15 protein-coding genes and 1 pseudogene are annotated in these 17,710 nt (G+C 44.7%); 6 read left to right on the top strand and 10 right to left on the bottom strand.

The features are described 5' to 3' along the window. Positions 1–14: 14 nt before the first annotated feature. Both F6K64_RS21810 and F6K64_RS21805 read left to right on the top strand, forming a co-directional pair. Entirely contained in the window at positions 15–557 is a 543-nt protein-coding gene (locus F6K64_RS21810; RefSeq protein ID WP_229414783.1) for a hypothetical protein, read from the top strand. A gap of 9 nt (positions 558–566) precedes the next feature. Continuing rightward, positions 567–1,223 carry an IS200/IS605 family accessory protein TnpB-related protein gene (locus F6K64_RS21805; RefSeq protein WP_081431932.1) on the top strand — a complete coding sequence of 219 codons (657 nt, stop codon included), beginning with the start codon at positions 567–569 and terminating at the stop codon, positions 1,221–1,223. Between the two features lie 44 nt (positions 1,224–1,267). Here the strand turns inward: F6K64_RS21805 and F6K64_RS21800 are convergent, their stop codons facing one another. The 3 genes from F6K64_RS21800 to F6K64_RS21790 form a co-directional block, all read right to left on the bottom strand. After that, positions 1,268–3,691, bottom strand: coding sequence for a sucrose synthase (locus tag F6K64_RS21800; RefSeq protein ID WP_008191839.1), 2,424 nt, complete (start codon positions 3,689–3,691; stop codon positions 1,268–1,270). A gap of 161 nt (positions 3,692–3,852) precedes the next feature. Then, positions 3,853–5,376 (bottom strand): carboxypeptidase M32, encoded by a 1,524-nt coding sequence (locus F6K64_RS21795; RefSeq protein ID WP_008191841.1) that lies wholly within the window; start codon positions 5,374–5,376, stop codon positions 3,853–3,855. An 813-nt stretch (positions 5,377–6,189) separates the two neighbouring features. Beyond that, positions 6,190–7,113, bottom strand: a complete 924-nt coding sequence (locus F6K64_RS21790) for a hypothetical protein (RefSeq protein WP_008191843.1) — start codon at positions 7,111–7,113, stop codon at positions 6,190–6,192. Between the two features lie 131 nt (positions 7,114–7,244). Between F6K64_RS21790 and F6K64_RS21780 the strand changes: the two are divergent. Then, positions 7,245–8,671, top strand: a pseudogene (locus tag F6K64_RS21780) (RNA-guided endonuclease InsQ/TnpB family protein). A 34-nt stretch (positions 8,672–8,705) separates the two neighbouring features. Here the strand turns inward: F6K64_RS21780 and secG are convergent. Together secG and gpmI are read right to left on the bottom strand one after the other, a co-directional pair. Next, on the bottom strand, positions 8,706–8,936 hold the full coding sequence (secG, locus tag F6K64_RS21775; protein WP_008191847.1) for a preprotein translocase subunit SecG: 231 nt from the start codon (positions 8,934–8,936) through the stop codon (positions 8,706–8,708). Positions 8,937–9,013: 77 nt separating this feature from the next. Beyond that, positions 9,014–10,612, bottom strand: a complete 1,599-nt coding sequence (gene gpmI / locus F6K64_RS21770; RefSeq protein WP_008191848.1) for a 2,3-bisphosphoglycerate-independent phosphoglycerate mutase — start codon at positions 10,610–10,612, stop codon at positions 9,014–9,016. Between the two features lie 369 nt (positions 10,613–10,981). Between gpmI and purN the strand changes: the two genes are divergently transcribed. After that, positions 10,982–11,638, top strand: a complete 657-nt coding sequence (gene purN / locus F6K64_RS21765; RefSeq protein WP_008191850.1) for a phosphoribosylglycinamide formyltransferase — start codon at positions 10,982–10,984, stop codon at positions 11,636–11,638. A gap of 156 nt (positions 11,639–11,794) precedes the next feature. Here the strand turns inward: purN and F6K64_RS21760 are convergent, their stop codons facing one another. Continuing rightward, positions 11,795–12,052 (bottom strand): hypothetical protein, encoded by a 258-nt coding sequence (locus F6K64_RS21760; RefSeq protein WP_008191853.1) that lies wholly within the window; start codon positions 12,050–12,052, stop codon positions 11,795–11,797. A 72-nt stretch (positions 12,053–12,124) separates the two neighbouring features. On the opposite strand from F6K64_RS21760, the gene F6K64_RS21755 reads away from it, so the two are divergent. After that, positions 12,125–13,522: an RNA-guided endonuclease InsQ/TnpB family protein gene (locus F6K64_RS21755; RefSeq protein WP_287266300.1), complete on the top strand. Its 1,398-nt coding sequence runs from the start codon at positions 12,125–12,127 to the stop codon at positions 13,520–13,522. A 203-nt stretch (positions 13,523–13,725) separates the two neighbouring features. Here F6K64_RS21755 and F6K64_RS21750 read toward each other — a convergent pair whose 3' ends face one another. From F6K64_RS21750 to F6K64_RS21735, 4 genes are all read right to left on the bottom strand, one after another. Next, positions 13,726–14,319 carry a CPBP family intramembrane glutamic endopeptidase gene (locus F6K64_RS21750; RefSeq protein ID WP_008191857.1) on the bottom strand — a complete coding sequence of 198 codons (594 nt, stop codon included), beginning with the start codon at positions 14,317–14,319 and terminating at the stop codon, positions 13,726–13,728. 390 nt (positions 14,320–14,709) lie between these two features. Then, the gene (locus tag F6K64_RS21745) at positions 14,710–15,807 is read right to left on the bottom strand and encodes a DUF3326 domain-containing protein (protein ID WP_008191858.1); all 1,098 of its coding nucleotides are present in this window, start codon (positions 15,805–15,807) and stop codon (positions 14,710–14,712) included. Then, on the bottom strand, positions 15,804–15,989 hold the full coding sequence (locus tag F6K64_RS21740) for a DUF8621 family protein (RefSeq protein ID WP_008191859.1): 186 nt from the start codon (positions 15,987–15,989) through the stop codon (positions 15,804–15,806). The genes F6K64_RS21745 and F6K64_RS21740 overlap by 4 nt, the downstream gene beginning before the upstream one ends. Positions 15,990–16,400: 411 nt before the next feature. After that, positions 16,401–16,724, bottom strand: coding sequence for a 2Fe-2S iron-sulfur cluster-binding protein (locus F6K64_RS21735; protein ID WP_008191861.1), 324 nt, complete (start codon positions 16,722–16,724; stop codon positions 16,401–16,403). 285 nt (positions 16,725–17,009) lie between these two features. Here F6K64_RS21735 and F6K64_RS21730 point away from each other — a divergent pair, with 285 nt between their 5' ends. After that, positions 17,010–17,198, top strand: coding sequence for a hypothetical protein (locus F6K64_RS21730; protein WP_131827212.1), 189 nt, complete (start codon positions 17,010–17,012; stop codon positions 17,196–17,198). The last annotated feature ends 512 nt before the right edge of the window (positions 17,199–17,710 follow it).

Here is a 17,710-nt window from a genome sequence, read left to right as displayed (position 1 = left end):
AAGAGACAGAAGCGATGGTTGAGTATCTTTGCCGCCAATCAGGCAAGCTCTACAATATGGGGGTTTACTCTGCCCGGCAAATCTTCTTTAAGACAGGCCGATTGCTGACAGGTAAATTCGACTTGATATACGAAGAAAGCATAGGAAAAAACTTAATAGCTAAGTCGCTTCCTTCAACACCAGCACAACAAACGTTATTAAGCGTAACTGAAAGCTTTAAAGGCTACAATAAACTAAGAGATATTTGGTTCAATGGGCAATTACAAAGCAAACCAAAACCTCCTGGATATCTCAAAGGAGCGAAACTGTTCAAGGTAAGTTACCCTAACTCGGGCGGCCAGAAGCCCAAGGTTATAAATGGTAATCTCAGATTTGCCCTTGGGCTGACTGTAAAAAGGTGGTTTGACATTAAATATTTTGAAATTCATTTCCCTACTAACCTAGAGGGTATAAAAATAAAGGAATGGACTATTTTGCCCAAAAATGGAGCTTTCTACTTAGAGATTTCCTATGAGCTTCTTGAATGGTACAAAGGCACGCAATTAAACAATAAATAAGCCCTTTCTATAGATTTCGGAACCGCTGACAATTTAGCAGCCTGTGTTGATACACTAGGGAATTCTTTTCTCGTTGACTCCCGAGCCATTAAGGCTTACAACCAGCTTTGGAATAAGCAAGTATCGACAAGAAAAGAAGGAAAGTCCCAGGACTATTGGGATGAATGGCTTGATCGAGTTACCCGTAAACGGAATCACAGAATTAGAGACGGGATAAACAAGGCAGCTAAACTTATCGTCGATCACTGCTTAAAAAATTCCATTGGCACAATTGTAGTGGGCTGGAATGAAGGCTTTAAAAGTAGGGCAAAAATGGGGATAATAAACAATCAAAAGTTTGTTCAAATTCCTCTTGGAAAGCTCAAAGATAGACTTGAGCAACTATGCCAGATCCATCCCATTCAATTAGAGATAACAGAAGAAGCATACACCAGTAAGGCTAGCTATCTCGACGGAGACTCCCTGCCTGAGTTTGGACAAAAACCGAACGGGTGGAAAGCGTCAGGAAAGCGTCTTAAACGTGGTCTTTACAAAAGTGGTGATGGTTCAATTGTAAATGCCGATTTAAACGGTAGTGCAAACATTCTTAGAAAAGTAGCTAGAAAGCTAGACATTGATCTTAGCCGACGCTCGTTGACGGCCTTTGACGACCGTAGCAAGGATTAGATTGTGGGAGCTACCTCAGTCTAGCCTGTTAGCAGAATCCCCGTCTATGCACGAGCGGGGAGTGTCAAATGCTCCTCCAAAAGCTTTTTAGCCCGAGGCTTATAAATCAGATGGAACAGTGCCTCTAGATAACGCAGCATATCCTCCTGGTTTGCCTTAGACGTATAGTTCCAGAAGCCATAAATCCGTGCTAAGGATAGTAACCGTGTAGTGTGGATTTTCCAGGTATAGGTGCTGTAGACTCGTTCTATGCCCTGATTGGAAATTTCCTCCCAGTACTGGGGATTTTCCTCACACTTAGTCACAAAATCCAGGATTTTCTGAGCCATTTCCTCCTGGTTAGTAGGGTTAATCAGGATACCATTGACCTTATCCTGAATAATCTCCAACGGTCCACCAAATTGGGTACCAAAGGTTGGCAAACCAGAAATCATGGATTCCAAAATTGTTAGACCAAAGGCTTCAAATAGCGCTGGCTGCACAAAAATACCATGACGGTCAGCAATCACCCGATACACTTCACCAGAGTCACTCTTTGACAAGCGCACCCCTAACCAGCGGATCTTGCCGTAGAGATTATACTCCTCAATAATCTGGTAAAGCTTGATAATTTCTGCCTTTTCTTCGCTGTCGCTGGAGTCTTCAGTGCGCAAGTTACCCGCAATTAAAATCAAGTTACAGCGTTCCTGCAACTTTCGACTCTTACCAAAGCACTCCGCTAATCCAGTCAGGTTCTTAATTCGGTCAAGACGAGCCATGGAAAAAATCGGGCGCTTGTTAGGATAATCCAGTTTGCCAAAGACCTGGGCCTCGTCGTCTAGGGTAAACAAGAATTCATCCAACCGCTTAATATCACTAGCTACTCGCCCTTGAGTGCGGGTGTAGGGGAAGAAGACGGTTTCATTTACCCCCGGTGGTACTACATTAAACTTCGGAGAGAATAACTCAATGCCATTAATCACATGATACAGGTCTGGCATAGTGAAATTCTGGTAAGACTCATACTGACCCACACTATCAGCAGTACCCACAATCTCCTGATAGGTACTGCTGATAATAAAATTAGCCGCATTCATGGCAATTAAATCAGCAGTAAATTGCAGGGAGAAGTGGTACTGCTGTTCTGAGTCTTGCCAGTACAGGTTACTAAACAGGTATTTGGACTTTTCTAGGGCATGGGCAATATTGCACTGGGTAACTTTCAACCGTCGCGCCAGCAGGAAGGCTACTAGATTGCCATCGGAATAGTTTCCTACAATCAGGTCAGGACGACCTTGGAATTCTGCTAGCAGTTCCTTTTCGGCATCGATGGCGTAGGTTTCTAGGTACGGCCAAATCTCAAACCGAGAAATCCAATCCTGGGTAACTTTGGGATTGAACTCTCGAAACGGTACCCGTAAAATCCAGGCATTTTCTGTACCCTTAATTTTCTCTAACCGTTCATTACACCGAGTTCCATCATTGTTGGGGATTAAGCGGGTGAGAATGATCACCTTAGGCTGAATGTTTAATCCCGCCAGAGTCAGGTTTTCTTGCAACTGCTTTTCTAAACTCTTGGCTTGGTCAAGGACATATACCACTTGACCCCCTGTATCTGGACGCCCTAATACCCCTTCTTGTCCAAACCAGCCGTGAACCGATACCAGGACAATCCGGAAAATCATTGGGATGCGGGAGAGGAACTGTTCCAATGCCCTATCATCGGGTTCATCAATCAATTCATCCAGCATTGCCAAGGTTTCCCGCACTCGACTAGCAGTGTTTCCCCAGCCTGGTTCAAAACCCATCTCTTGCAGCTTAAAGCGGAATTTATCATAGGATTCGCTGTCTGGGCGATCGCTTACAAATTCCAAAGCCAACTTCACCTGCTCTGACAGTTGCTGGTGATTGTGAATGCGCTCGTTAATCAGGAGCTGGTTTCCATGGAAATGACGCACTTTCAAGAAACCGTACAACGACTCCAACCACTGCTCAGGGTCTTGAAACAGTTTACTGGAGAGATAGCGGTTTAGGAAGCGGACTCCCTTGCCAATATTCTTGGGATCGCGAATGAGTGGGCTGTAGTCATAAAACGGCTGAAAATCCAGCTGGAGAACCTCCCCGACCTTGGGGTTGTAGCGATTGACAAAGCGATCGCCTATATCCAGCAGTTCCTCTGGTGTCACCTCTTGCGCCCTCAAGTCTTCAAACAGACGGAAAGCTCTTTTAGCCGCAATTTTTGGTCGGATAATCAAGCATAGACTTTCATCTTCCAGAATAATTTCCTGGGTGTAATAAATCAGCTTCCCTAAATGAGAAGAATGATAAAAGTATTCGGATTTTTTGTGCTTAGTGCAGTATTCATTAAAAGCAGCCAGAATTTCGTTGCGCAGTAAATACCTGGGTTCTGCAGTTTTTAACTGGCTGGTAAAGTGACGTAGATCGCTCTTTTCGTCACTTTCGAGAACATCCTGAATTAGGTTGAGCATTGAAACTCCCCAAATACAAGTCCACTATATTGAAACCAACAACCCTATAAAAAATTCCTCTAAAGAATAGTCATTCCCGCGCACTACCGATCAGGAATAGATATTCTTTTAGATATATGGACAACGTTCTCGCAAAACAACTATCTTGGCATAAATAAATATTAAAGCATGTAAAGCTGCCCATACTTCTGCCGGATGTAGCGAATGAATGGATCGATGCGTAAAGCAGTACCAGTGACGCTCTTAATCAATTCAGCCGCTGTGTATTTGCAACCGTGTTGGTAAATGTTGTCCTTCAACCAATTATGGAGCGTACTAAAGTTTCCTTGCTCAATTTTTGGTATAATTTCAGGTTGTTCCGTTACTGCGGCTTCAAAAAACTGGGCGCTCATCAAGTTACCCAAGGTGTAGCATTGGAACATTCCCCCAATCTGACCAGTGTACCAGTGAACATCTTGCAACACCCCGTCACTGTCATTCTGGGGAACAACCCCTAAATCTTCACGATAGCGTTCATTCCAGGCTTCCGGTAAATCCCTCACCTGTAGCCTACCCTCAAGCATCATCAGTTCTAAGTCAAAGCGGATCATGACGTGGAGATTGTAAGTCACTTCATCAGCATCCATGCGGATTACAGACCGCTGCACCTTGTTGATTGCCTGATAAAAGGCATCGAGGGAAACATTACCCAGTTGAGAGGGGAAGTAGGATTGTACTTGGGGATAGAAAAATTTCCAGAAGCCCCGACTACGCCCAACAATATTTTCCCAAAGTCGGGACTGGCTCTCATGGACCCCCGAGGATGTCCCACAGGCAAGAGGAGTGCCTTCCAAATCTCGTCTAATTCCTTGCTCATAAAGACCATGACCCATTTCGTGGATGCTGCTAAATAGAGCCTGACTCAGGTCATCTTGATCAACACGGGTCGTAATGCGCACATCACCGGTAGAGAAGTTGATCATAAATGGGTGATGGGTTTGGTCTTGCCTTCCCCGCTCAAAGTCATATCCCATTTGCTTGATGACCTTGAGAGTCAAATCTAACTGTTGCTCTTCAGGATATCTTTGGTGTAAACAGTTGTCATCGGTGGGACTTTGGGCAGTAATAGCCTCGACAATTGGCACTAATTCCTCTCGCAACTGAGAAAAAAGCCTCCGCAAAATAGAGACTTTCATCCCATAGTCAGCAAAGTCAATTAACGGGTCAGCGATATGTTCGTAACCTGGGAAAAAATCAGCCATTTCACGGCTGAGGTCAAGAGTTTTTTCCAAGTAAGGGCGCACCGCTGCAAAGTCGTTGGTGGCTCTTGCCTTTACCCAAACACTGTACGTTTGGGTCCGATGTTCAGAGAATTCTCCCATAAATTCCGCTGGCACCTGCACGGCTCTGTGGTAATTTTTTCTAGTGCAGCGGATTAAGCTAGCTTCGTCAGAAAAGTAAGGTAGAGTTTCTTCATAGGGGCGTAACCCTTCCAGGAGTTCGCCCATGGCTGGGTCAGTAAATTTACTATGGGCAATTTTTTGTAGAGTAGCCAGCTGACGTCCCCTAGCAGCTGCACCACCGGGAGGCATATAGGTGGCCTGATCCCAGTACAACAAAGATGCGGCTGCTTCTAAGTCGTTAATTTCACTAAGGCGTTTTTTGAGTTTGAGAAGTTTCGGTTGAGTTTTTTCGGTAGTCTGCATGATGCTAGATTGACACATTCAGGCTATTAGTTTATGGTTACGGTATTTTGCCGAATAGTAAATGTACACCTGACGACCGAAAATAAAAATCTTACCCACAAAAATGTCCGATACTAATGAATCAGACAAGTGGGCTGAAAGCTAAGACCAAGTTGCGTTTTTCAAGTGCAATTTACTTGTCGGACAATGGCGAAATAACCAAGTCCTTATTTCCTCTCGTTACGATTTAAGCTGCAACTTGGTACGAGCACTCTGGTAAAGCTGAGTAACTGACTCAGATGCCAATGGCTATGAAAACGTCATACCCATAGCTGAGTGTTATAGCATAGTATACGAACTACTATTGTGCCATTTCTTAAGGACTTACTAGTATAGTGTAATCCCTTAAAACCAGACAATCGCTCTAGCTATTGGCACAGTGGTAAGTATTCCTACCGACTGAAGCTCACAGCCACTAGCTTCGAGCTTGTCCAATACTCGCCGAAAGTAGGATGTCACAAGGATCTGTTTGCACTCTCATTTGGCTCAGGACTTATGCACCCTTTCCGTGTACAACCTGTGTAAATCTGAAGTTCTGTAATCCTAAGTTCGATTTTTCCTATTAGTAAAAACCTATTCCTAAAAACTTTTTAGTAAAAACCTTGATTTTTGGTTTTATATCATGTCGGGATAATTACCCTTAATAAAAATCTCCCCCATCTACCCATCTCCCCACACTTTCCACCCTCCCCACACTTCCCACCCTCCCTCTAAATTATGGGTATTCAACCTGACTTGATATTAGCTGGAGTTTGTCCTATGGATGCAAGCCTTTTACCTTTTACCTTTTACCTTGGCCAAAGGCCATCCCAAGCGAGTTGGCTGTTCGTATATCCGTTTGAGGGTATTGATGTCTCTAGCAGAAATTCTAGGGGGATTGCGAACTTGGGAAAAGTACAGCGCATCAGTTTCTAAAGGAGAATGACCCCAAATACCTAATGCATGACCCAGTTCGTGACGGGCAGTGGCAAGGGTGTAGTCAATGGATTGCTGAGGAGAGAGAAGTATGGTAAACTTATGCAATAATAGATTATCTAATATTTGCTCTGGTGCACTGATGGATTGCGCCAGGTAAAATTCATAGCTAGTAACGGCTGAGCGAGCGCGAGACCAATCAAAGGTTCCGGTCTCACGGTTGAAGGAAACTTTTAGAGGAGGGCGCGATCGCAAAATCGATATATCTGCTAATTCCTGCTGGTCAACTAGTTCTAGGGGCAAATAAATGCCCCATTCTGCCACCGCCTTTAGCACCGCATCAACCCATTGTTGGAAGCGCTGGTGCTTCGCATCAACCACACCCGGTGCTTGGGGGTGTTCCACATAAACCTTGACGGGAAACTGAGACCAGATCAGATAACCTAAGGGAGTGCCCTTGATTTCAGAAAAATAATCACCGCTGCCGGTAGGGTCTTGCCACTGGGCAAGGGGAGTTGGTAGAGGGTGAGGCTTAGAAGCTGGTAGGGCAGGTGAGGTTACTGGCATCGAAGCCACGATAGCAGAGGAGGCTTCTGTTAATTGGTTAAACTTTGGGTATAAACCAGCTGCGGTGCTTGACTGAATCAACATCACTAACAGACAAGTGACACCCCCTAGAAACAGGGCTATCCATAGCTGCTGATTGTTTTTATAAAAATCTAAACGCTGAAAACCCCGTCTCTTTAGAGCGGGGATGAAAGCGAACAGCGCGCTTTTAGCCATGAGAAAAATATCTTGGGAAGTTCCAGAATTTTATAATGAATCTTGTAGAATAAAATATCAGCAGTTATAGGTCGAAACTGATGATAATATTAGAGTTCAAAGCATAGGGCAAAAAACATCAATATTCTGCTATAGACGAGGCGATCAGAACGGTTCAATTCATCCGTAACAGTTGTTTGCGTTACTGGATGGACAACAAAGGGGTCTCAAAATACGACCTCAACAAATATAGTGCCGTTCTTGCTAAAAAGTTCCCTTTTGCTAATGAGTTGAACTCTACTGCCCGTCAGTAAGCGTGCTGAACGAGCATGGTTAGAAGTTACCGTAAGAATAGGGTCGTCTTATTTCATGAGTTTTAACCCTTTTATGCATAGCCTATCGCCTATAAAGGCTCCACTATTCTAAGGTTTCATCTCCGGTCATCAATCCCTCGCTTCTTTGACAACTGCAAAAAGAAGGTACCCGGTAAAAAAGGATTTCCCCGATTTCAAAAACATTGCCGTTCGGTCGAGTATAAACAGTCAGGTTGGAAGTTATCCCCTGATAAAAAGTCGTTCGCGAAGCGTCGGCTTTGCCGAATCATATTCAGTGACAAAAAGGGAATCGGGAAACTTAAACTCAAGGGTACATGGGATTTGTGGCGCTTCGATAAGAAGCAAATCAAGCGGGTTAGGATAGTCCGTCGGGCTGATGGTTACTATGTCCAGTTTTGCGTTCAGGTTGATATTAATGAAGAGCTGGAACCGACTGGAAACACAATCGGGTTAGATGTTGGACTAAAGGATTTCTATACGGATTCTGACGGTCATGCTGAACCTAATCCTAGATTTTACCGAACGGGAGAGAAACGGTTAAAGTTTTATCAACGCCGGGTATCCCGAAAACAGAAAGGCTCTACTAACCGTCGAAAAGCCATTAACAGACTAGGCAGGACACACCTTAAAATAAGCAGGCAACTTGAAGTCCACCCCAAGAGACTGGGAACGAAGTTACCGCAAGATAGTGGAGCCTTTATGGGTGATCGGCTTTGCATAAAAGGGTTAAATCTTTTGTAATAAGGCGACCCTATCTAAGGTTTCGTCTCCGGCGAGCTGCGTAATTCAGTCTAACGACTTGATCGCCTACGTTCGCGAAGCGTGCCGAAGGCAAGACTTGAGGGTTAAGAACTTGGCTAAAAACCACTGTCGCGGCTTATCTATTAATGATGCAGGTTGGTATCAATTTAGGAAATGGTTAGAGCATTTTGGAACTAAGTTCGGCAGGATAACTGTTGCAGTAAACCCTGCTTACAAAGCGCCAAAATTGTTCTGAATGCGGCGAAGAGGTCAAGAAGTCACTATCAACTCGAACTCACGTCTGTAAGTGTGGTTGTCAGTTGGACCGAGACCACAATGCTGCAATCAATATCCTCAAAAGAGCCTTAAGTACGGTAGGGCATACCGGAACTTGGATTGACCGTAGGTCACGCTACGCGAATGACGATCCGAACGCTTACGGAGAGGATACCTCTACTCTTCTTGGCTCCGGCCTGGTTGAGCAAGTAACCTCGTTGAAGTAAGAATCCCCGTCTCGCGATTAGCGGGGAGTGTCAACTACTGGTTTAACCAACCTGCACTTAAAATCACTGTCAAGCTCATAAAGGTAATCGCCAAGATCCAGGTCACCCGGTTCAGGGCTTTTTCAGCACTCTTGGTGCTGGTAAACAGCTGAGCTTGACCACCGATACCGCCAAGGCCATCTCCCTTGGGACTATGGAGCAAAACCAAAATAATCAGACCCAAGCCAGATAAAACCCAAATAATTTGCAGGATTTGATTAACCATTCTTTTGACAATATTACGGCATTGAGAAGTTTTGAACTCTCCCTCGGTTAAAACAAAGGGGTTCTCAACTTGAAGTTTTATAGAGAAACTCGCACGGGTGTCCGGTTATTACGGACTTCCAACTCAGCGGGTTGGATCATAGAACGCCCAGTCATTTCTTTTGGCTGGGGGAGTTGCAAGATTTCCAAGATGGTCGGGGCAATATCTGCCAGACATCCATCACAGCGCAATGCAACTTCTGTTCCATGTCCAGGGATTTTTAATTTTTCCCCTTCTACTAGGATAAAGGGTACTGGGTTGGTCGTGTGAGCTGTCCAAGGATTACCTGTCTCATCGCGCATAGTCTCGGCGTTGCCGTGGTCAGCAGTAATCAGGGTAGTGCCACCAACTTTAATAATCCTATCAATTAAGCGTCCTAGGCAGCGGTCTACGGTTTCCACTGCTTTTATGCAGGCTTCTACATTGCCAGTATGCCCCACCATATCAGTGTTGGCATAGTTAATCACTACCAGGGAGTAAATGCGTTTTTCGATGGCTGCGATCACTTCATTGGTCACTTCCTTAGCTGACATGGCTGGTGCTTTATCATAGGTTGCTACCATCGGACTTTGCACCAATTCCCGGTCTTCACCCTCGAAGGGAACTTCTAGACCACCATTAAAAAAGTAAGTGACGTGGGCGTATTTTTCTGTTTCCGCAGTTCGGAATTGGCGCAACCCATGCTGGGCAATAACTTCCCCCAGAATATTAGTCAAGTTCTGAGGTTCAAAGGCCACCAATACCGGAAAATTGGGGTCATACTGGGTAAAGGTGGCAAAGGTTAGGGGTTTGATCTGTTCCCGTTCAAAGCCATCAAAGTTAGGATCCACCAAGGCTTGGGTAAGCTGTCGGGCTCTGTCTGGACGGAAGTTAAAGAAAATTACTCCATCTCCTGCTGTCACAGCTCCAGGAGTAAGCCGTGTGGGCAAGATAAACTCGTCAGTAATGTCTGACTCATAAGACTCCTTGAGGAATTCTGCTGCTGAGATAGCATTTCCAGGACCATCCTGAGTGATGACTTCATAGGCTTTTGAAATCCTTTCCCAGCGTCGGTCTCGATCCATGGCGTAGTAGCGACCACTAATAGTGGCTATGCATCCAATGCCAACTTGATCAATATAATCTTGAATTTTTTGAATTGCTTCAATCCCCTCGGTCGGTTTAGTATCACGACCATCGGTAATCGCGTGGATATAGACCTCAGATAGATTTTGGGCTTTGGCTAGCGCTAGCAATCCCAGGAGGTGATTGAGATGGGAATGCACCCCACCCTCAGAACACAAACCCACGATGTGCATCTTCCCACCCCGAGATTTAACCTCTCGGCATACTTGCACAAGAGCTTGGTTATCGTTTAAAGTGCCATTTTCCACCGCATCAGAGATGCGCACAAGTTCTTGAGGCACCACACGCCCAGCACCTATATTCAAGTGCCCCACTTCCGAATTGCCCATTTGACCCTCTGGGAGTCCCACGTCCTTTCCAGAGGTGCGAATTAATGTACTCGGATAGGCAGCCCAGAGGCTGTCCATTACAGGGGTGTTTGCTAGGGCTATCCCATTGGCATCAGTTACTTCGCGGTAACCCCAACCGTCTAAGATAACTAGCACCACAGGAGAAACAGGTGCTTGCCTCATCATATCGCCTTTTATCCTACTCTTAATTGCACCGCGATCATATCATTCCAAATCCGCATATCCATGATAAATTTCGATTTTTATTAGGTTTGGGCTGCCAGAGTGAGGATAATCCTTAAATCTTTTCCTAGCATCGGTTTTGGCTACCCCAAGCTAATAGGAATTTATACTCGCAAATCAGGATCTAAATTATAAAAGCCTTACTCAGACAAAATTGGAAAATTCCTAAGCAAAATTACTTATAACAGCCTACATTTAAAAGGAACATAAGGGTAGGAAGGTTACAGACAATCATTTCGATCAACATGCCAAGCTATAAAATGAGTATGTATAGGTAATGCTTATGACTGTGCGATCGCATTTCCCGATATGACTGCCAATCTCACTTCTCCAGATTCCAGCCCCAGCTTGATTTCCCCTAGCATTTCTCTCCAAAAGAGTGTAGACTCCTTACCGACTACTTCCCCTCTGAAACTGGGAGTGATGGCTTCCGGAAGTGGCAGTAACTTTGAAGCGATAGCTAGTGCGATCGCAAACGGCCAACTCAATGCCCAAATCAGCGTGCTCATTTACAATAACCCAGGCATTAAAGCGTTAGCTAGAGCGGAAAAATACGGCATTCCAGCAGTCCTACATAATCACCGGATCAAAAAACGGGAAGATTTCGATCAACAAATTGTCCAAACTTTACAAGAGTATGAGGTGGAGTGGGTCGTGATGGCTGGTTGGATGCGAGTGGTGACACAGGTACTCCTAGACGCTTTTCCTAATCGGATTCTCAATATCCATCCCAGCTTATTACCTAGTTTCAAAGGCGTGCGGGCGGTGGAACAAGCCCTTGAGGCTGGGGTAAAAATTACAGGGTGTACGGTTCACGTGGTCAGTCTAGATGTTGACAGTGGTCCCATCCTTTTCCAGGCAGCTGTTCCGGTGCTACCCGATGATACCCCAGAAACCCTCCATGCCCGGATTCAAGTCCAAGAACATCGGATTCTAGTCGAAGCGATCGCATTAATCAATTTTTAACAAAATAGGGAGAGTTTGAGGGGGCGAAATTCCCCCACCTGGCCTACGGCCACGCTACGCGAAGGTTCAGGTATTGAAGTTACCGTAAGGATAGTGGAGCCTTAATCAAAAAGTTTTAACCCTTTTATACATAGCCGACCAACCATAAAGGCTCCACTATCCTAAGGTTTCGTCTCTGGGATGGATAGCCCCTTGGCCTACGGCCACGCTACGCGAACAAATACTATAAACCTGCTTCCTGACCCAGCTCTCTATATATTCTCCAACGCTTACCCCAGAGTCTTTAGCTGCTAGCTGTAACCATTTCCAAGTAGTGTCTGTAAGCCAGATTCCGTGCTGTCTTTTTATCTCGTCATAATGAGCAGGTGCTCCTCTCATTCTTTTCTGAGGATTTTTCCTTTTTGTGCTTGACATTTCTATTTACCATCAACTATACTAATAGTATAGCAAATAAAGAGCACAGAATTCAATGATGTGATTCCACTCATGGCGATTCTCAGGCATACATTCCGTCTATATCCCAACAAAACAGCTACATCAAAGATGTTTTATGCAAGAAAACTTCACCAGTTACTCTACAACGCTGGGATAGCTGATCGCCGTTATGAGTGGAAAGCAAATAAAAAATCTATAGGATACCTTGACCAACAAAATTGTTTACCCGATTTCAAGAAATGCTGGCCGGAATACAAGGAGTTGTATAGCACTTCTTTGCAGGCTACTCTGAAGAGAGTAGACCTTGCATATAATCGGTTCTTTCAAGGGTTAGGTGGAATTCCAAAATATAAGCCAATTCGCAAATACTCCGGATGGACTTACCCTAGCAAGGCTGGTTGGAAGACTGACACTAACGGAAAAGATGGAACCTTGACGCTAAATGACCTCGGACTCACTATAAAGATGCGTGGTCAAGCCAAGTCTTGGGGGACACCAACGACTCTGACAATTACTTACAAGCCCAGTATAAATGCTTGGTATGCTTCAATAACTGTTAAGACAGAAACTCCTGATCCTAAATATGGCTCAGAATCTGACTTAAAATACGAGAAAATCGTAGCGTACGACCTAGGTACTGAGACTGCGATTACAGCCTTCAATGGCAGCGAGTTTGAGGAAATAGCTAACCGGCGTTTTACAAAGACTCTAGAACCTAAGGTAAAAGCTGCTGGCAAGGAAAAGCGTAGGAAGCAGGCTCCTAATTTCAAGAAAGGGATTAAGGCGTCTAAGCGTTGGAAAAAAGCCAACAAAAAGGAATCCCAATTGAATAGAAAAGCGGCTAACGCACGTAGAGATTGGCAACACGTCTTGATGCAGTCGCTCATGGGGGAAACCCCCAAGACCGCGCTGCATCGCAAGGTTACGTCAGATTTATCTAGTCGTTATGACATCGGCGTAACTGAGAAGCTAAACACAAAAGGAATGACCCGAAAAGCTAAGAAAGGGTCAAAAAGGAAAAAACAAAAAGCTGGATTGAACAAGGCTATTTTAGACGTAGGATTTGGCACTCTTAATAAAATGCTCACCTACAAAATTGAACTCAAAGGCGGAATTGTCCTTCAACTACCGACTAGACAATTAAAGCCATCTCAGCGTTGTCCAGAATGTGGAAAGGTTCACAAGAATTGGGCTGAACTGTCGAATAGATACCATGTCTGTGATGCTTGCGGCTTTGAACTTGATAGAGACAAGACAAGCACAATGGTAATGTTCAATGCAGCCCTAGGAAAACAGCCGGGGTACGGGACTGACCTCGATAAACGTGGATTTTCTAGCTCTACCTCAAAGACCAGTAAGCATACTGGATCGATGAGGCAACTAGGAAAGATGAAGCGTCAAAAATCACGTTCTAAGGACGGGTCTGCTGACACCCTGTCCTGGCCGTAGGCCACGCTACGCGAACGACCAGGACGGGGTAGTTCATTTGTTATTTAGCAAAGGGAGTCGGGAGTCGGGAGTCGGGAGTCGGGCATAAAAATTATCACAATTGATTAAAGATTATTATTTAATTTTTATTTAGTTGTTAATTTTTATTTGATTTTTAATTTTATATTTGGGATTTTTAATTAAATTTAATAGTCTTTTCTAGTCTATGTTGTATTTTCTAAATTACCCAATTTCCATACCAAACTAGACACAAAGTTGGTGACGATATGAGCTACTATTGGTACGAGTAAATTGTCTGTTGCTACCGCACTATACCCCAGAAGCAAACCAACAAGGGTTGCCCAAACTACATAGGGCCATTGTTGGATACCGCTTAGATGCAAAATCCCAAATAGCATACTGGAGGCTATGATACCGATAGCATTTAACCCTACTGCTGGCAACATCACACCCCGAAACAGTAATTCTTCACTCATACCGGGCAACAGTCCTAGCCACATTAAATCTGGTATGATTAGGGGCTTGAGAATTAACTTTAGGTATACTTCTGCACTCTGGCGATAAGCTGGCCAAAGACGATACACTAAGCCACTGGCTCCAGTAATTCCCAACCCCATGCCTAGTCCTATAAGTAGGGCATTGGGGGTAAATTTGATGGGCAGGAGACTCAGCTTACCTAGTTGCAGCCATAGCTTGGCAAAGATTAGTAACACTACGGCAGTTATACCCATTGCCACTAGTACTTGGATGCGGGTTAGGGGTTCAAGTTCGGGATTATCGGGAATTTGTTTTGTCACTAGGAAAAATGTAAGCGACGCAGAGTTGACACTCCCCGGCCTTTTGGTGCGAGGATTCTTTAGAGGAGATACCCAAGGGCATTGCTCGTAACAACCACATCGACTTCCCGTACCGTAGTACCAAGAAATCGGCAGTCCACTTGGCGGTGCCAATTGCCTCTACTCTCTCCAGCTTATTGCCATTGAGTCTACTTTAAAAGTTTTGATTTGATTCGCTCACCAAAAAGACTTCTGCTTGTAGAGGGCTGGGATTGGAGTCTTTGACCGAGCACCCATTTCGGGTAACTACCATTTAACCAAAGCGTCCCACTACTGGGATTTTAACCTTTTCTTTTCAGGTCACTGCGTCTACATAATTCTAACACAAAGCCGCCCTAGAAGAACGGGGTTTCAGACCCAATTTTTTGATGATAGGGATGGACTCAGAGCGTTAGGACTGATCCCAGCACGATGGGTAACCAGCAAGCCTAGAGCCTCTAAATATGAGTTTACTCGTATTGCTTTAATTCCCAAAGGTTCTGGAGGTACTTCCATGGTAGTTTGGTTTTCTTCAACGGCAATGATCTGGGTTTGCAACTGGCTAAAGCTTAACATTGCACTACCACCACAGGCGGTTGCTGGTATGACAATGGCATCTACATCATCAGCCCAAATGTCCCCTGGTTTTGAGGAAATCGTTTGAGAATCTGGATTAGCAAGGGAGGAGGGGGAATTTTTTTGGTTGACCACAAATTGGGGAGCGCGACTCAATCCTACTAAAACACAGGGTAAGAAGGTATAGCCCAATTCCTCTGCTGCTGAACGAGGTGACAATTTAGGATCGATGGGTAAAGGCATCAATGCTGGTGCATGAGCACAGGGAATTTGAAAGGTACGAACAATCAAGTGACTGATAATGGCTTCAGCACCAGCCAGGGGGTCTACGCCTCGACCATGACGGTAATCTTGCAATGCTTCACTATCAAAGTCATCGGGAAAACGCACTACTACTGCGATCGCATCTGCTCCAGCTTGCTCAATCAGGACTTGGGCTGCTCGCAATAAACTATCGGGATTTCCAATTGTTCCCCAACTGGCTCCAGATGCTGCTGTGCGCAGTTCTACATTTAAGGGAGCATCTGTAACTACGTAGTCGGTTAGATTCAGTCCTAGGGTAGCTCTGGTGGCATCTGCTGCTTGTAGGTGTCTCAAACGTAATTCCGGTTCAATCCCCTGATCCAGGAGTAATCCCACCCGGTTCTGATGTACAGGGCGTAATCCCCAGGATCCAGCGGCAAATTTGTCAAGGCCATAGCCTTCTACATAGAAGGCGTTGGGTAAGTTCCAGTACAACTGGGCACCATTGAGGACATTGGGATGGGTGATTAAGCGATCGCAAACTTGTGCGATCGCTCTAGCTACTGGCAAGGCATCCCCGGCATAGCCACCAATCGACGCTCCTACACCAGTAGGAATGATTAAAACAACGGTATAGGGACGCTGATTCACTTACTATTGACTGATTTAGTTACAATAGCTTCTACCGTAGCTTTCTCCTGCTCAGGGTCTACATGAGTAACCGCCCAGCGCAGGGGTTCTCCCCGTTCTTGTAGTTCTGCTTCAATGGCTTGGTGCAGTTCCTTAGGGGACTCTTGGAGGTCAATTTCTGCAGTAATGAAATGGGTTGTCATTGTTTTCTCCCTAATTCTAATTAGGATAATCTGGCTATCCTAATCTATGTGACATACTCCCACACTGAATCAGAGATTACAGTGTGGGCTTCTTGCCAACTCCACCCAACGGTTCGGATGCTCGGCAAGCTTTATTGACGACACGGGATGCCCCTCCGCACCGGAACAATACAACTCGTTCTATTTTTCAGTTAGTAGGTGGCGGTTAGCTCTTAATTTGACTACCCTACTATTTTCATCATAGACGGTAACAAAGTATCAAAGTTCGTTTCCGCCATTCATCCCACGCCAACCTTGCTCCTAGGGAGCCGCTACGCGAACGGTGCGGACGTGGGGCATAAGCGCGGATGAAGCTAACCATTCAGTCTAGCTATTAGGCTAATGGTATTTGATTATATAGCAGCATAGACCTTATGAAGGCTGACCAAACTGCCGGTCATACACTTCATCTTCTTTTGAGGTGTCAAATTTCAGGTTAGAGCGGGGATAAGCTACACACAGCAGCACATAGCCTTCTGCTTGGAGTTCTGGCCCTAAACCCATACCATCGGTTTGGTCTACACTGCCTTCTGCTACTCGTTTGGCAGCGCAAGTGGTACAGACTCCAGCCGTGCAGGAACTGGGTAAATCTATCCCCGCCCCATAGGCAGCTTCAAGAATTTTTTGATCCTCTGGCACCTCTATAGTGTATGTGTTGCCTTCGTGATTAAATTCGACGGTGTAAGTCTTGGGCATTGTATCAATTAAAAGCTGGATTCTCCGAATCCTATGAATAGGACAGGGAGGGTCACTGGCTTATTTTAGCGCTTTGTGGCATCCAAATTAAGCTGCTGCCTTCATTGGTCAATTGACTTGAGTACAAGGGACAACTCTATATTAGAATTTGGGCTAATTGTCAATATCATGGTGATCTAATCCCAATTCTTACGGCTCACACGGCTACAGATCAATTTCAGATGGCCATCTCCCCATCTGCATCTGTCATCTTACGGCGAAGTCTGGCGTTCCGTCAGTCAAGTAATGAATAGGAGTAGAGTGGGCATCCTGCCCGCCGGAAAATCTATTGAAACTGGCAAGATGCCAGTTCCACGCCTGATGCCCATTCTACAGGTGCGACCCGTGGCGAATTTAATAATTAGATGCGGAAAGCGCACCTACGCTTCAAATCATTCCATTATTAAGCAACGCCCGAAGCCTAGTATTGACTAGAGAATATTAGTCCTGACGTCATTGCTAAACAGTAGAATCAGGTTCTTAATGAAGTGTTGTCAACAGCTGAGTAGGTGATCTGTTTACTGTAATTGATTGGTTGATCAATCTTGCTTGGATTTGGCAAAATTTTTTTGACTTATTCGCTGTTTTATGATAAACACTGATTTGATTCATCGACAATTGTTGACTAAACGCAATTTAAGGATTATACCTCTGGGGAAAATCATCCTTAAATCCTGATCAGGTCTGAGATAAACATTAGTTAAGTTTCCGCAGATTTTTATTTAAAAAAGTTATTACAAAAAAGAACTAAATTGTCCGGAAAGATCTAGCTTAATAAGAATATGTATTTAGTGCATAACTACAGCTATTCTAAATCATTTGGGTGCGGCTCTTTTAAAAGTACGGTAGACTAGATCTCAGTAAAACTGACAAATTAGTCAGAGTAATAGTTTGAGTCAATACCTCCTGGTGGGTGACCAGCTGAAAAAGTCAGCAGTAGTTCAGGA

Source organism: Moorena sp. SIO3A2 (assembly GCF_010672265.1).
Lineage (GTDB): Bacteria > Cyanobacteriota > Cyanobacteriia > Cyanobacteriales > Coleofasciculaceae > Moorena > Moorena producens.
The sequence above is the reverse complement of the archived record's forward strand: the minus strand, read 5'-3'. Positions and strand labels throughout refer to the sequence as shown.

What these genes read in the sequence shown, in the direction of transcription:
- F6K64_RS21810 (WP_229414783.1), top strand. Translation starts at nt 15, where the DNA reads ATGGTTGAGTATCTTTGCCGCCAATCAGGCAAGCTCTACAATATGGGG.
- F6K64_RS21800 (WP_008191839.1), bottom strand. Translation starts at nt 3,691, where the DNA reads ATGCTCAACCTAATTCAGGATGTTCTCGAAAGTGACGAAAAGAGCGAT.
- F6K64_RS21795 (WP_008191841.1), bottom strand. Translation starts at nt 5,376, where the DNA reads ATGCAGACTACCGAAAAAACTCAACCGAAACTTCTCAAACTCAAAAAA.
- F6K64_RS21790 (WP_008191843.1), bottom strand. Translation starts at nt 7,113, where the DNA reads ATGGCTAAAAGCGCGCTGTTCGCTTTCATCCCCGCTCTAAAGAGACGG.
- secG (WP_008191847.1), bottom strand. Translation starts at nt 8,936, where the DNA reads ATGGTTAATCAAATCCTGCAAATTATTTGGGTTTTATCTGGCTTGGGT.
- gpmI (WP_008191848.1), bottom strand. Translation starts at nt 10,612, where the DNA reads ATGAGGCAAGCACCTGTTTCTCCTGTGGTGCTAGTTATCTTAGACGGT.
- purN (WP_008191850.1), top strand. Translation starts at nt 10,982, where the DNA reads ATGACTGCCAATCTCACTTCTCCAGATTCCAGCCCCAGCTTGATTTCC.
- F6K64_RS21760 (WP_008191853.1), bottom strand. Translation starts at nt 12,052, where the DNA reads ATGTCAAGCACAAAAAGGAAAAATCCTCAGAAAAGAATGAGAGGAGCA.
- F6K64_RS21755 (WP_287266300.1), top strand. Translation starts at nt 12,125, where the DNA reads ATGGCGATTCTCAGGCATACATTCCGTCTATATCCCAACAAAACAGCT.
- F6K64_RS21740 (WP_008191859.1), bottom strand. Translation starts at nt 15,989, where the DNA reads ATGACAACCCATTTCATTACTGCAGAAATTGACCTCCAAGAGTCCCCT.
- F6K64_RS21735 (WP_008191861.1), bottom strand. Translation starts at nt 16,724, where the DNA reads ATGCCCAAGACTTACACCGTCGAATTTAATCACGAAGGCAACACATAC.
- F6K64_RS21730 (WP_131827212.1), top strand. Translation starts at nt 17,010, where the DNA reads ATGAATAGGAGTAGAGTGGGCATCCTGCCCGCCGGAAAATCTATTGAA.